Origin of the sequence: Planococcus salinarum (genome assembly GCF_007004625.1) — a bacterium.
GTDB classification, from domain to species: Bacteria; Bacillota; Bacilli; order Bacillales_A; family Planococcaceae; genus Planococcus; species Planococcus salinarum.
On the sequence record NZ_VIFV01000022.1, the window covers coordinates 17,810 to 32,162 of the forward strand.

Genomic DNA, 14,353 nt, shown 5'->3' on the forward strand with positions numbered 1-14,353 from the left:
CATTGTCCGCTCTTTTCTTGTTTCTGAAGTTATTTATGCACGGTTGCGTTTGTTTTTGCCCATTGACCCAAGAATCAGGCTCAATACGAATACCAGGATCAAGGCACCGATCAATGCAGGAACGATGTAAACGCCCCAGATTTCAGGCCCCCAGTCTCCAAGCAGCAGGCTACCGAGCCAAGCTCCGATAATACCAGCGATAATGTTGCCAATGATGCCACCGGGTACATCTTTACCTAAAATAAGTCCTGCTAGCCAACCGATGACACCACCCATGATTAAGAATAAAATAAAGCCCATTGTTTTCCATCTCCTTTTAATAAGTTATAAGTAGCACACTTTAGATATAACCGTATTGGGGTGATTTAAAACATCGGGCAGGAAAAATTTATAAAACTTCCGCACCCAAGGTATTGCTGAAGTGCCTCAAAGCCCAGTCGTGGCCTGCCTGGTCAAAGCTTGCAACCGCGTCTTTATGGATGACGATCCGGAAGCCTTTATTATAGGCATCAACTGCTGTATGGAGCACGCAGATGTCGGTACAGACGCCGATGATATGAATTTCTTCCACTTTCCGTTCACGCAGCAACAGCTCCAGAGAGGTGCCGGCGAATGCACTGTATCTGGTCTTATCCATCCAGACAATCTTTTCCTGATTGGCTTCATGCACCGCTTTCAATTTCCCGTATAATTCCCGGCCGGCGGTTCCTCTGATGTTATGCGGCGGAAATAATTCATGTTCCGGATGCAAAACATCTCCTTCTTCATGCAAATCGACCGGCATTACCACGAAATCCTGCTGCTGCAGAAATTGTTCTGTGATTGCGCAAATCGAATCTTCAATCGCTTGTCCGGGCTTGCCGCAAGTCAGACGGCCGTCATCTGCCACGAAATCCACTGTATAATCGACCACAAGCAACGCTTTTTTCATCATGTTGCCTCCTCACCTGTATTTTCTTCTATTTAAGCATACCCGTTATGCTGGATAAAGGTCCAAAGTATTGAAAGTATTCTGATTATTCGGTATAATGAAAGAAAAAAGAGAGGGTGAAACCGCATGCAATACGAAAACTATGAGCGTCTGAACAGACAGGGAATGTGGTTTGTGCTCATCCACACGTTGGTTGTTTTCAATTTGGCCTTGAACTTCGGTTTCTTATCCTAACGAAGCCGGACAAGCGATCTTGCGAAAAGAACAGTGGGCAGCGCAAACGACAGCCCGGGAAAACGGAAAAAAGCCAGTGGGGGAGAGTGGTCCCTTCACTGGCTTTTTCCGTGTCTTCATCTATCCGCATAAACTATTTTTTCAGGCGCTGCAGCGAATCTTTCAGGATGCGGGAAGCCGAATCCAGTGACACGCCAAGGATTTCCTGGATTTCCTCCAAATTTTTCTGCTCCTCGGAATACAGATAGTGGACATACGCAAAGCGGATGTCACCTGAACGCATCGGCATGCCGATAAAAGCAGACAGTGCTTCTGTATAATCGGAAAGCGATCCCATTTGAAACATGGTGAATTCGTTGTTCACCTTTGAAGACAGCAGATAGGGAGTCCCCCGGAATACAGCGCGCTCAATTCCTTCCAACAGGACCGCAATTTCCTTGCCGGTAAAGTCGATACGGCTCATATAGCCATCTTTTTTCTCGAAGGCCAGCGTCAGCTTGTGCCCTTTGTCCTCAAAATTGCTGATGTCAATGGTGGCCATGTCCCGAAGGCGAAGGCCCCGCAGATAAAGGATGTAAAGGATCTTGGCATTTAACGAGAGCTGCCCGGAATCGAGCACCGCTTCTTTTTTCTCCAATAGTTTGCCGTAATCCAGGTGGATATCCGGCGGAGTCAGATCCAGTTTTTCAGAAAACTTGAATTTGGGCATGAAGTCGACGGGGATCCGCCCGATGCGCCACATATAATCGAACCACTGGCGTATAAATATTATTTTCCGGTTCAATGTACTGTCTTTAATGCCCGAAGCGCGCTGTTCCTGCAGAAATTTCTGGATATCGGCGGGCCGGATTTCATGCGGTTCAACGGATTTTTTGTATTCTCTTGAAAGAAAAGCAAGAAGGGAATGGATCAATTGCACTTCATGGACCACCGTATTCGGACTTATGCCATTTTCCAGCCGGTATTTTTCATAGCCATAGGGCATTTCTGGTCACCTCCGCTCCCGTGTTTACTGAAAATTATACCATATCCCTGCATAAATAGAACGTACTTTCGTGTGTTGCCGAAGTGGATAGAATAATGGAATTGTATGGATAAGGGGAGCGGGAATTTATTAAAATATTATTTATCCTTGAATAGTTTGATACATAAGGATATATCAGAAAGTTCAAAAGAAGTCGACAAGAAAAAAATAATCCTTCATACTTATATAAGAAGAGAAAGAATTGAGTGAGTTGTCCGGCAAAAAACAGGGTATGGAAAGATTAAGGCTGGCCAATGAAGCTGAAAGGGGAGGTATCATGTTTAAAGAGGACAATGAAAAGATCAGAAATCGTATTCTGAAAGCAGTTGAAGGGTTTTCTGATGAACAATTGAACGACAAGCCAGCTCAGGGGAAATGGTCGGCAATGCAGGTCCTGGACCATCTTCAAATGATGGAAAATGTTATTGCGAAGAATATTTCAAAAGAATTGGAACGGGAGACCAGCCATAAGGCGGTTAAAAAACCGATCCAACTGACTGTCAGCAGGGCGATTAAAGTTAAGGCACCTTCCTTTACGAAGCCGTCAGAAGATTTCATCAAACTGGAAACCATGAAAGATAAATTGGCGGCGTCACGCCAGCTGCTGAATGGCATTTATGATAATGCCCCAGAAGCGTCTTTACGATCCAAGTCATTGCCTCACCCCGTTTTTGGCAAAGTACCGCTTATGCAGTGGTTTCCTTTTGTCGGATTGCATGAAAAACGGCATTTTAAGCAACTGGAAGATGTATTAAGCGAAATCAATGGAGAAAAGAAACAGTAATTAGAAAAACTTATCACATTCCATAATTTTAATGTAATTTACTTATGCATGGGTTTTCGTTATGATGGTATAGGAGAAAAGAAGCTATTTCAGGCCTTTTCAGAAGATTCAAAGGAGGAACACAACATGGCAAAAAGCAGTTTGCACAACAGCCGTACTTCTTTTGAGCTAAACGGGAAAACGTATAATTACTATCGTTTAGCCGCATTAGAAGAAGCAGGAATCGCGGAAGTATCACGCCTTCCTTACTCAGTAAAAGTTCTATTGGAATCCGTATTGCGTCAGCATGACGGATATGTAATCAAGGACGAGCACGTTGAAGAATTAGCAAAATGGGGCAAAAATGCCAACAAAGAAGCAGAGGTTCCATTCAAACCATCCCGCGTAATTTTGCAGGATTTCACTGGAGTACCTGTTGTCGTTGATTTGGCAGCCTTGCGTTCAGCTATGTCGAAACTTGGCGGAGACCCGGACAAAATCAACCCGGAAATTCCGGTTGACCTTGTCATTGACCACTCTGTCCAAGTAGACAACTACGGCACTGAAGATGCACTTCGCATCAACATGGAACTGGAATTTGACCGCAACGCGGAACGTTATCAATTCCTGAACTGGGCACAAAAAGCTTATGACAACTACCGTGCAGTTCCACCTGCTACAGGGATCGTCCACCAGGTTAACCTTGAGTACCTGGCGAACGTTGTCCATGCAATTGAAAACGCAGATGGAACATTCGAAGCATTCCCGGATACATTGGTGGGTACTGATTCCCACACGACAATGATCAACGGAATCGGTGTTCTTGGATGGGGCGTTGGTGGCATCGAGGCGGAAGCCGGTATGCTTGGACAACCATCTTACTTCCCAATTCCGGAAGTTATCGGTGTGAAAATGACTGGCGAATTGCCAAACGGCGCAACTGCGACGGATTTGGCGCTTAAAGTCACTGAAACATTGCGTAAAAAAGGCGTTGTAGGTAAATTCGTCGAGTTCTTCGGCACTGGCGTAACAACATTGCCGCTTGCTGACCGTGCGACAATTGCCAACATGGCTCCTGAATACGGCGCAACTTGCGGTTTCTTCCCGGTTGATGAAGAGGCATTGAACTATATGCGTCTGACTGCCCGTACAGAAGAGCAGATCGCAATCACGAAAGAATACTTAAAAGCGAATGACATGTTCTTCACGGTTGAGAACGAAGATCCGATCTACACGGATTTGGTTGAAATCGACTTGTCTGAAATCGAACCGAACCTTGCAGGGCCGAAACGTCCGCAGGATTTGATTCCGTTGTCTCAAATGAAAACAGAATTCAATAAAGCGGTAACGGCTTCTGAAGGACCGCACGGCTTTGCACTGAATGATGCGGAAATCGCTAAAACAGCAACCGTAAACTTCAAAGATGGACGCAACGTAGAAATGAAGACCGGTTCTTTGGCAATTGCTGCAATCACTTCATGTACAAATACATCGAATCCATACGTAATGCTTGGAGCGGGGCTTGTCGCGAAAAAAGCGGTTGATCTTGGATTGACTCCGCCGGCATATGTGAAAACATCACTGGCACCGGGTTCGAAAGTTGTTACCGGTTATCTGCAGGATTCCGGTTTGCTTGATTCCTTGAACCAAATCGGCTTTAACCTTGTCGGTTACGGCTGTACGACTTGTATCGGTAACTCAGGTCCATTGCTTCCGGAAATCGAAGATGCGATTCTGGACAACGACCTGCTGGTTTCTTCCGTTCTTTCAGGAAACCGTAACTTTGAAGGCCGTATCCACCCATTAGTGAAAGCCAACTACCTGGCGTCTCCAATGCTGGTTGTAGCCTATGCACTGGCTGGTACTGTGGATATCGATTTCGCAGTGGATCCAATTGGACAGGACAAAGACGGCAATGACGTCTTCTTCAAAGATATCTGGCCGACAACAGCCGAAATCAAAGATGTTGTTCATTCAACGGTTACTCCGGAATTGTTCCGCAAAGAATACGAACATGTATTCAGCGAAAACGAAGCGTGGAACGCCATTGAAACAAATGATGATGCATTGTACGATTTCGATGATAACTCGACGTATATCCAAAACCCGCCGTTCTTCGAAAACATGTCGACAGAACCGGCACCGATTCAACCCTTGAAAGATTTGCGTGTAGTAGCGAAATTTGCTGACTCGATTACAACTGACCACATCTCACCAGCCGGTGCGATCGGTAAAGATACTCCAGCAGGCAAATACTTGCGTGAAAACGGCGTAGAGCCGCGCAATTTCAACTCTTACGGTTCTCGTCGCGGTAACCACCAGGTCATGATGCGCGGAACATTCGCCAACATCCGCATCCGTAACCAGGTAGCTCCAGGCACAACTGGCGGTTACACAACTTACTGGCCAACGGGCGAAACAATGGCGATTTACGATGCTGCCATGGAATATCAAAAACAGGGCACTGGCCTTGCCATTCTGACAGGAAAAGATTACGGCATGGGCTCTTCACGTGACTGGGCAGCTAAAGGTACCTTCCTATTGGGCATCAAAACTGTCATCGCGGAAAGCTACGAGCGTATTCACCGTTCGAACCTTGTCATGATGGGCGTTCTGCCACTTCAATTCCTGAACGGCGAAAGTGCTGATTCTCTTGGTCTGACAGGCCACGAATCCATCTCAGTCAACTTGACGGATGATGTGAAACCGCGTGATATCCTGAAAGTTACTGCAACTGCAGAAGACGGCAAAGTGACAGAGTTCGATGTCCTTGCACGTTTCGATTCTGAAGTTGAAGTAGACTACTACCGCCACGGCGGTATCCTGCAAATGGTGCTTCGCAACAAATTGTTGGAAGTATAGAAAAGCGACAGCGCCTGTTAAGCTCTGAAAGGCATAAGGCGAGCCAGCGAAGTGACGATCTTTGCCACGCAGCTGGATTGACTTATGACCCGAAGAGCTGGACGGCTGGAGTCTGGACAATAAAAAAAGATTAACAAAGAAAAGGCTGCCCTCGGGCAGCCTTTTCTCTTAGAATTTTAAAAATAATTTCTGTATACTGACTGTAGAGGTGAAACTGGAATGCATATCAGTGAAAAAGAAATAGAAATCCGCTATGCGGAAACCGATCAGATGGGGATTGTTTATCACGCCAATTACCTAATCTGGTTGGAAATCGGCCGAACAAAATTGATCGAAGACGTCGGTTTCACCTACGCAGAGATGGAAAGCCAGGGCTATCTGTCTCCGGTTACCGATATATCCATCCAATACAAAGCGGCATTGCGCTATGGCCAAAAAGCGATTGTGAAAACATGGGTGGAAGAACACGGCCGTTTGCGGACAATCTACGGGTACGAAGTGCAGCATGAAGACGGGACAGTGGCGGCAAAAGCGACGTCTGAACATGTTGTCGTGAAAAAAGATACTTTCCGTCCTGTTTCATTGAAGAAAATCTACCCGGCATGGCATGAAAAATACGAGGAAATAAAAAAGAGGGAAGGTTATGGCGTTCGGAATTAAAAGAACCGAGTTAATCCGCTGGAAATCGGAAGTGGAAGCAGGAAACATCGCCTTCCTGACCCATTACTGGATCGACGACCGGTTTCCAGGCTGCAGCACTGTAACAAAAGTTGGCTGCTGTGACCTGGTGAAATTGGAACAATGGGGAATGCAATATAGTCTTCGGGCCGAGTGGCTGGATTTGCGGGGGGATTATCCGCATTTTGATCTTTTCGGTGATTGGCAGAAGACGATACTGGAAGCTGAAGATTTGTTGGAGCAAGTGGAAAAGCTGGAGAAAAAATAACTGAGCGTCAGCAACCTCGAAATGCCGATTGAATTTCAAAAGCAAAAAGCCGGAACGGAAGAACTTCTTCTCCTGTTCCGGCTTTTTCAATTTTATTCGTAGGAATAATCCAGTTCTCCGAGCTCATCGTTGACGCTGACGGACAGATCGTGGCCATCAAAATACCAAAGGTCGTTCTGTTCGATGAAATAGGTCACCTGATCCCGTTCAACTTCGACTGCCGCTTCTTGCGGCTCATCTTTAGTCACGCCAAGGGAAAAGCCGGGCTGTAGGCCGGAACCTCCGAAACGGACAAAGAACCGGACCCGTTCACCCGCTGTGACTTCCATTTCTTTATGAAACCAGTTGAAAGCATCTTCGCTGATTTTTATTTCCATCTAGCAACACATCCTTTCAGGTTACCGGTTGGCAATCAACCCCACCACGTGATTTTCGGTTCGGTGCCCGCGCGTATGCGCGAAATGTTGGTGCGGTGCCGGTAGAAGATAAATGACGAAAGTACAAGAATCACGGCGAGAAAAGGATAATCTCCAGTGCTTACAGCGTATATGATGGCGTAGATAACCGCCACGACTGCAAGGATCATCGAAGAAAGAGAAACCATTTTGGTGATTTTCAGGCCGATAAGCAGAACAGCCACCGCCACGATGAACAAGGGCCACTGGTAGCCGAGCAGGATGCCGCCGGAAGTGGCGACAGCTTTGCCGCCTTTGAATTTAGCGAAAACCGGATACATATGGCCGACAACAGCAATCAGGCCGAACACAAGCGGATGAATGTTTGTATCGATATACAGAGGAATAAGTGTAGCCGCTGTCCCTTTTAGGATATCCAGGACAGTGACAATCAGGCCGGCAGTTAAACCGAGAACCCGGAACGTATTGGTGGCGCCCAGATTTCCGCTGCCTTTCGTGCGGACATCCGTATTGTAGAAAATTTTGCCGATCCATAACGCAGAAGGGATCGAACCCAGTAAATAGGCCAATAACACAGGAAGCAATATATCCATTTTGAACTCCTTCTATTCTCTCTATTTTGTCTTCTAAGTTTAACATGCTGAAAGATCATTGAACAATACTTGCAGGATTTTTATGAAACAGCGAGAATAACATGTATGATAGAATAAAAAGGATAGGTGATCCTCTTGAATAATCCCACACGAGAACAGATCAAGGAAGTATTGGACACTGCAAAAACCATCGCTGTCGTCGGTCTGAGCCCGAATCCGAACAGAACCTCCTATATGGTATCGGAAGCGATGCAAAGAGCCGGTTACCGGATTATCCCGGTGAATCCGATGGCTGATGAAGTATTGGGTGAAAAAAGTTATGCCTCATTGAAGGACATTCCTGAACCCGTGGACATTGTAAATGTTTTCAGACGCAGTGAATTCCTCGAAAGCCTGGCTGAAGAATTTCTTGAAATTGACAGTCCGGTTTTCTGGACCCAGTTGAATGTAGTGGATGATGATGTATTTAAACGGTTAACCGAACTCGGCTATACGGTCATTATGGACCGCTGTATCAAAGTCGAACACGCCATCCTTAAATAAGGCTGCAAGAGGAAAAGGGCGCCTGGCGCTCTTTTTCTATGGTTATTGACAGATGCCGGAGTTATCGATACGATTAAAAGATAGAGATATGCGAACAGATGTTTGTTGGAGGGAATTAGATGGCTAAAACGAAGAATACGGCTTACAACGAAGAAGCGATCCAGGTACTTGAAGGCTTAGATGCCGTAAGAAAACGCCCAGGGATGTATATCGGTTCAACGGACACACGGGGCCTTCACCATTTGGTCTACGAAATTGTTGATAACTCGGTCGATGAAGCTTTGGCCGGGTTCGGCGATAAGATCAGTGTGACCATACATGAAGACAATAGCATCAGCGTCCGTGATTACGGCCGTGGCATGCCCACGGGGATGCACCGCAGCGGAAAACCGACGCCTGAAGTTATCTTGACGGTCCTGCATGCCGGCGGTAAATTCGGCCAGGGCGGGTATAAAACGAGCGGGGGACTGCATGGTGTTGGCGCCTCCGTGGTAAATGCGCTTTCAGAATACCTGGAAGTGACAATCCACCGGGACGGCAAAAAATACCGTCAGCGCTTTGAAAACGGCGGCAAGCCTGCCACGACGCTGGAAGAAATCGGCACTACAAAGGAAAGTGGAACGGATATCCATTTCCGGCCGGATCCGACTATTTTTTCTGCCACTAAATACAACTACGAAACTTTGAGTGAGCGCCTGCGTGAATCTGCGTTCCTGTTAAAAGGGCTGAAAATCGAGCTCACCGACAAACGGAGCGAAGAACAGCGGTACGCGGAATTTTTCTATGAAACCGGCATCGAAGCATTTGTCGAATACTTGAACGAAGAAAAAGACACGCTTCATAAAGTCGCCTATATCGAAGGCAAACAGGATGAAATGGAAGTCGAATTTTCATTCCAATTCAATGACGGTTATTCCGAAACGATCCTGTCATTCGTCAATAATGTCCGGACCCGTGACGGCGGTACGCATGAAACCGGTGCCAGGGCGGCCATGACACGTGTTTTCAATGATTATGCCCGGAAAATCAATTTATTGAAAGATAAAGACAAAAACCTTGAAGGCTCTGATATCCGTGAAGGGATAGCGGCAATAGTTTCGGTGCGGATTCCGGAAGCTTTGCTGCAATTTGAAGGGCAGACCAAGAGCAAACTGGGGACAAGTGAAGCGCGCAGTATCGTGGATGCTGTCGTTTCCCAAAAACTCATGTACTTTTTGGAAGAAAATGCTGACCTCAGTGCATCATTGGTGCGTAAAGCGATTCGTGCTTCACAGGCCCGATTGGCGGCACGGAAAGCGCGGGAAGATGCGAGAAACGGCAAAAAACGCAAGAAATCGGACATGCTGCTGTCGGGCAAACTGACTCCGGCACAGTCCCGAAATGCCTCAAAAAACGAGCTCTATCTGGTGGAGGGTGATTCTGCCGGAGGTTCTGCAAAACAGGGCCGGGACCGTACTTTCCAGGCGATTCTGCCGCTCCGCGGTAAAGTTGTCAACACGGAAAAGGCGAAGCTTGAAGAGATTATGAAAAACGAAGAGATTTCGACGATCATCCACGCAATCGGTGGGGGCGTGTCATCTGATTTCTCTATTGACGACATTGCCTACAACAAAATCATTATCATGACAGATGCCGATACGGACGGTGCGCACATTCAGGTTCTGCTGCTGACATTCTTCTTCCGTTACATGAAACCGCTCATCGAAGCCGGCAAAGTGTTTATTGCATTGCCGCCGCTCTATAAAGTTTCCAAAGGAATCGGCAAGAAAGAAGTGGTCGACTATGCCTGGACGGAAGCCGATCTTGAAGCGTCGACGAAAAAAGTCGGCAAGGGCTATGTGCTCCAGCGCTACAAAGGTCTCGGGGAGATGAACGCCGACCAATTATGGGAAACGACAATGAACCCGGAAACGCGTACATTGATCCGTGTCACGATTGAAGACGGTGCACGTGCCGAACGCCGCATTACCACATTGATGGGGGACAAAGTCGAACCAAGAAGAAAGTGGATAGAGAATAATGTCGACTTTGGGATGGAAGAAGACGGCAACATTCTGGAAAACGACCTGATCCACGCTGAGGAGGAACTCGTATGACGCAAATCGAACGTTATCAGGATCTGCCATTGGAAGAAGTCATCGGCGATCGGTTTGGGCGTTACAGTAAGTACATCATCCAGGACCGGGCTTTGCCCGATGCACGCGACGGCTTGAAGCCGGTTCAGCGGCGCATCCTGTATGCGATGTATCACGAAGGCAACACCAATGATAAAGCGTTCCGTAAATCAGCCAAGACTGTCGGAAATGTCATCGGGAATTACCACCCGCATGGCGACAGTTCTGTTTACGAAGCGATGGTGCGTCTCAGCCAGGACTGGAAAATACGCCATATGCTCGTAGAAATGCACGGAAATAACGGGTCGATGGACGGCGATTCACCTGCCGCGATGCGTTACACGGAAGCCCGTCTTTCCGCCATTTCAGGTGAATTGCTGCGCGATATCGACAAGCGCACAGTGGAATTCATCCCGAACTTTGATGATTCCGATATGGAACCGACGGTCTTGCCGGCCCGTTTCCCGAATTTAATGGTGAATGGTTCCACGGGAATTTCTGCCGGTTACGCCACTGATATTCCACCGCACGCCCTGCACGAGGTACTCGATGCCGTGTTAATGCGGATGGATAACCCCGATGCCACAGTAGATGAATTGATGAAGGTCATCAAAGGTCCTGATTTTCCTACAGGAGGAATCATTCAGGGCGTGGATGGCATCAAAAAAGCCTATGAAACCGGCAAAGGCAAAATTATTGTCCGGTCGAAAGCTGCCATCGAACCGCTGAAAGGCGGCAAAGAACAGATTGTCATCACGGAAGTGCCTTTTGAAGTCAACAAAGCCACGATGATCAAAAAAATTGATGATCAGCGCTTTGACCGGAAACTGGATGGCATTTCAGAAGTCCGTGATGAATCGGATCGCACCGGTCTGCGCATTGTCATCGAACTGAAAAAAGATGTACAGGCAAACGGCATCCTCAATTACCTTTACAAAAATACGGATCTTCAAGTCAGCTACAACTTCAATATGGTGGCCATCTATAAGCGGCGTCCGACGATGATGACACTCCAGACTTTGCTCGATGCCTACATCGCACACCAAAAAGAAATTGTGACGAAACGATCAGAGTTTGATCTGCATAAAGCAAAAGACCGGATGCATATTGTCGAAGGTTTGATGAAAGCATTGTCCATTCTGGATAAAGTCATCAAAACCATCCGCGCTTCCAAAGATAAACGGGATGCGAAAAACAATCTGATCGCGTCATTTTCATTTTCTGAAGCCCAGGCGGAAGCGATCGTTTCCTTGCAGCTCTATAGGTTGACCAATACAGATATCACTGAATTGCAAAAAGAGGAAATGGCCCTTAAAAAACTGATTGAAGAATTGAGCGGAATTTTGACAAGTGCAACGAAATTAAAAAATGTCATCAAAAAAGAGCTGGCCGGCGTTCGCAAACAATTTGCAGAACCGCGCCGTTCCGTCATTGAAGAGAAAATTGAAGAAATTACGATTACACGCGAAGTGATGATACCGAGCGAAGAAGTGGTCGTTACGGTGACAAAAGAGGGCTATGTGAAACGGACGAGCACCAGATCGCATGCCGCTTCGAATGGCCGTGATTTCGCAATGAAGGAATCTGACCATCTTCTGTTCGAAGCAAATCTGAATACCCAGCATACCATCTTGATTTTCACGACAAAAGGAAACTTCATCTATCAGCCGATCAATGAATTGCCGGACATCAAATGGAAGGACCTTGGACAGCATTTGTCCAGCATCATCCAATTGGAAGCCGATGAATCGATTCTGGCCGTCTATCCTTTTGAAAATTTTGATGCGGACGCGAGCATCCTGACCGTATCCAAACTTGGCCAGGTCAAACGCTCTGCCCTGCAGGACTATAAAGTCCAGCGTTATTCACGCGCCATCAAAACGATGAATCTGAAAAAAGACGATTCGATGATTTTTGCCGGGCTGGTAACGAAGGAAAATGAACTGTTCATCGGAACGCACCATGCCTATGGCGTCCGGTTCCCGATGGAGGAAGTGCCATTGACCGGGTTGCGTACCGGTGGAGTCAAAGGGATTAACCTGAAAGATAAAGATGTGGCCGTATCCGCCATTATGATCGATCCGGATGTCAAACAGGATCTTGTTCTCGTTACCCATCGCGGGGCAGCCAAAAAGATGCGCATGACTGAATTTGAAACAGGCAGCCGTGCCAAGCGCGGAGTGGTGATGCTGCGTGAATTGAAATCGAACCCTCATCGGGTCATTTCAATCGACGCCGTAACAGCAAAAGACGAATTGCTGTTGGAAACCACCAAGAACATCAACCTGACTTTGCCTGCAGCAAACCTTAAACCGGTTGACCGTTATTCGAACGGCTCATTTGTACTCGATGAGGCTTCAGACGGCAAAGTGAAGGAAGTCTATCTGAAAAAAGTGAAAGAGTGAATTTAAACGCCTCCCGGCTGGGGGGCGTTTTTTTGGTGTCCAGTTCCAGTGGGGGAAGGGACGCTTTGAACACATAAGCAAGTTATTATGTATTTATATTATTATTATGTAAACTTATTAGAAGAGATTTTTCCCTCCGCGGTTGACCACCAAAAAGAAGGCTTCGGATCCGAAGCCTTCTTTTCATCTCAACAGCATGCGGTGGTTGGTTTACCTGTAAGTTGGACCGTGACGGGGCGGGAACTGCAAACGCCCGTTTCCGGCAACGCCAATTCCACTCTTTCTGATGCTTCAAGATCACCCGTCAGATAGGCAACCACCGAACGCACCTGTTCGTATCCTGTAGCCAGCAGAAAGGTGGGAGCACGACCATAACTTTTCGCTCCGACAATATAGAAATTCTTTTCGGGCTGGCGCAATTCTTTTTCCCCGTGCGGTCTTACAGTTCCGCAACTATGGATATTCGGGTCTATCAGAGGGGCCAGGGCCGAGACGCTTTCAAGTGATGGATCGAATGCGTAGCGAATTTCACCAAGAAATGAGAAGTCTGGGCGGGAGCCTGTATTGGCGATTACTTCATCAAAAGGACCGAAGGCCATTTCAGCATTTTTTTGTATTGCTGTAAGCAAAATCTGGCCATCATCATTTCGAGCGATTTGCCGGATGAAACATTCCGGTATCACGGTTACTCTTCCTTCAGCAATGACCTCTTTCATCTTTTCGCCCAGTTCTCCTCTGGCAGCAAGCTGGTCGGAAGCGCCGCCGCCAAAAAGGGAAGGCTCAACTTTCCCGCGCACCATCCAAGTGATTGCCGTTTCGGGGCTGGATTTCTGCAGTTCCAATAAGTCCAAAATGGAATTGAATGCAGAGTGGCCGCTCCCCGCGACTGCTGTATGTTTCCCTGAAAATGCGTGCCGGTCCTTGTTCAGAATATCCGGAAGGCGTGTATGGACGGATTCCCTGCTTTGCGGCATGCCCCCTGAAATTAGCGGATTGGGGTTTTGCCACGTACCGGTAGCATCTATCATTGCTTGCGCTTCGAATTCCCGGTATGTTCCGAACTGCTCCACGATAATACGGAAGGGCCGATCGTCGCGTGCCTCATCCTTCATTTTATCCAAGCCGCTTCTGGAGACGTGCACGACTTTGCTGTTGAGGTGGAGGAAAGGTGCAAGTTCAGGTATTTTGCTCAGTGGTTTCAGGTATTGGGATACAATTTCAGCCCCGAGCGGCAGCCCTCCTTCATCCGGCAGGCTTATTCCGTGCTTTTCGAGCAGCGTCTTCGCTGCTGCATCCATATTATAGCGCCACGAAGAGAACAGCCGGACATGGCCGTAGTCCGGAAAATTTGCACCCGGCTCGGCTCCCGCCTCAAACAGCACAAAGTTTTTTCCTTTAAGCGCAAGCTGCGCAGCCGCCGCCATCCCCACGGGTCCGCCGCCGATGATGGCGATCGGCAATTGATTGTTCATCATTTTCATCGCTCCTTAATCAATTTTTTTTGATTTATAGACTAAAAATG

The 14,353-nt window shown here is 47.3% G+C and carries 13 protein-coding genes; 7 read left to right on the forward strand and 6 right to left on the reverse strand.

The features are described from left to right. Positions 1-33 precede the first annotated feature (33 nt). From DIJ65_RS11915 to DIJ65_RS11925, 3 genes are all read right to left on the reverse strand, one after another. Complete coding sequence (locus DIJ65_RS11915; protein WP_117302548.1) at positions 34-300, reverse strand: GlsB/YeaQ/YmgE family stress response membrane protein; 267 nt, start codon at positions 298-300, stop codon at positions 34-36. An 88-nt stretch (positions 301-388) separates the two neighbouring features. Then, positions 389-931, reverse strand: coding sequence for a cysteine hydrolase family protein (locus DIJ65_RS11920; protein ID WP_117302546.1), 543 nt, complete (start codon positions 929-931; stop codon positions 389-391). A 367-nt stretch (positions 932-1,298) separates the two neighbouring features. Next, positions 1,299-2,150 (reverse strand): site-specific integrase, encoded by an 852-nt coding sequence (locus DIJ65_RS11925; RefSeq protein WP_117302544.1) that lies wholly within the window; start codon positions 2,148-2,150, stop codon positions 1,299-1,301. A 241-nt stretch (positions 2,151-2,391) separates the two neighbouring features. Here DIJ65_RS11925 and DIJ65_RS11930 point away from each other — a divergent pair, with 241 nt between their 5' ends. The 4 genes from DIJ65_RS11930 to DIJ65_RS11945 all read left to right on the forward strand — a co-directional run bounded on the left by DIJ65_RS11930 (position 2,392) and on the right by DIJ65_RS11945 (position 6,760). Further along, on the forward strand, positions 2,392-2,973 hold the full coding sequence (locus DIJ65_RS11930) for a DinB family protein (RefSeq protein WP_260678704.1): 582 nt from the start codon (positions 2,392-2,394) through the stop codon (positions 2,971-2,973). 126 nt (positions 2,974-3,099) lie between these two features. Further along, positions 3,100-5,814, forward strand: a complete 2,715-nt coding sequence (acnA, locus tag DIJ65_RS11935; protein WP_117302542.1) for an aconitate hydratase AcnA — start codon at positions 3,100-3,102, stop codon at positions 5,812-5,814. Positions 5,815-6,033: 219 nt separating this feature from the next. Further along, positions 6,034-6,474: an acyl-CoA thioesterase gene (locus DIJ65_RS11940; protein WP_071151795.1), complete on the forward strand. Its 441-nt coding sequence runs from the start codon at positions 6,034-6,036 to the stop codon at positions 6,472-6,474. After that, complete coding sequence (locus DIJ65_RS11945; RefSeq protein WP_117302540.1) at positions 6,458-6,760, forward strand: hypothetical protein; 303 nt, start codon at positions 6,458-6,460, stop codon at positions 6,758-6,760. The genes DIJ65_RS11940 and DIJ65_RS11945 overlap by 17 nt, the downstream gene beginning before the upstream one ends. A gap of 92 nt (positions 6,761-6,852) precedes the next feature. On the opposite strand, the gene DIJ65_RS11950 is transcribed toward DIJ65_RS11945, so the two are convergent. Together DIJ65_RS11950 and plsY are read right to left on the reverse strand one after the other, a co-directional pair. Then, a complete protein-coding gene (locus DIJ65_RS11950) occupies positions 6,853-7,137 on the reverse strand; it encodes a HesB/YadR/YfhF family protein (protein ID WP_071151794.1) in 285 nt (94 codons plus the stop codon). Positions 7,138-7,172: 35 nt separating this feature from the next. After that, complete coding sequence (gene plsY / locus DIJ65_RS11955; protein WP_071151793.1) at positions 7,173-7,769, reverse strand: glycerol-3-phosphate 1-O-acyltransferase PlsY; 597 nt, start codon at positions 7,767-7,769, stop codon at positions 7,173-7,175. Between the two features lie 129 nt (positions 7,770-7,898). On the opposite strand from plsY, the gene DIJ65_RS11960 reads away from it, so the two are divergent. The 3 genes from DIJ65_RS11960 to parC all read left to right on the forward strand — a co-directional run bounded on the left by DIJ65_RS11960 (position 7,899) and on the right by parC (position 12,831). Further along, positions 7,899-8,312, forward strand: a complete 414-nt coding sequence (locus tag DIJ65_RS11960) for a CoA-binding protein (protein WP_071151797.1) — start codon at positions 7,899-7,901, stop codon at positions 8,310-8,312. A gap of 119 nt (positions 8,313-8,431) precedes the next feature. Next, positions 8,432-10,408, forward strand: a complete 1,977-nt coding sequence (parE, locus tag DIJ65_RS11965; protein ID WP_117302538.1) for a DNA topoisomerase IV subunit B — start codon at positions 8,432-8,434, stop codon at positions 10,406-10,408. Continuing rightward, entirely contained in the window at positions 10,405-12,831 is a 2,427-nt protein-coding gene (gene parC / locus DIJ65_RS11970; RefSeq protein WP_071151792.1) for a DNA topoisomerase IV subunit A, read from the forward strand. The genes parE and parC overlap by 4 nt, the downstream gene beginning before the upstream one ends. A 188-nt stretch (positions 12,832-13,019) precedes the next feature. Here parC and DIJ65_RS11975 read toward each other — a convergent pair whose 3' ends face one another. Further along, positions 13,020-14,306, reverse strand: coding sequence for an NAD(P)-binding domain-containing protein (locus DIJ65_RS11975; RefSeq protein ID WP_230321403.1), 1,287 nt, complete (start codon positions 14,304-14,306; stop codon positions 13,020-13,022). Positions 14,307-14,353 lie beyond the last annotated feature (47 nt).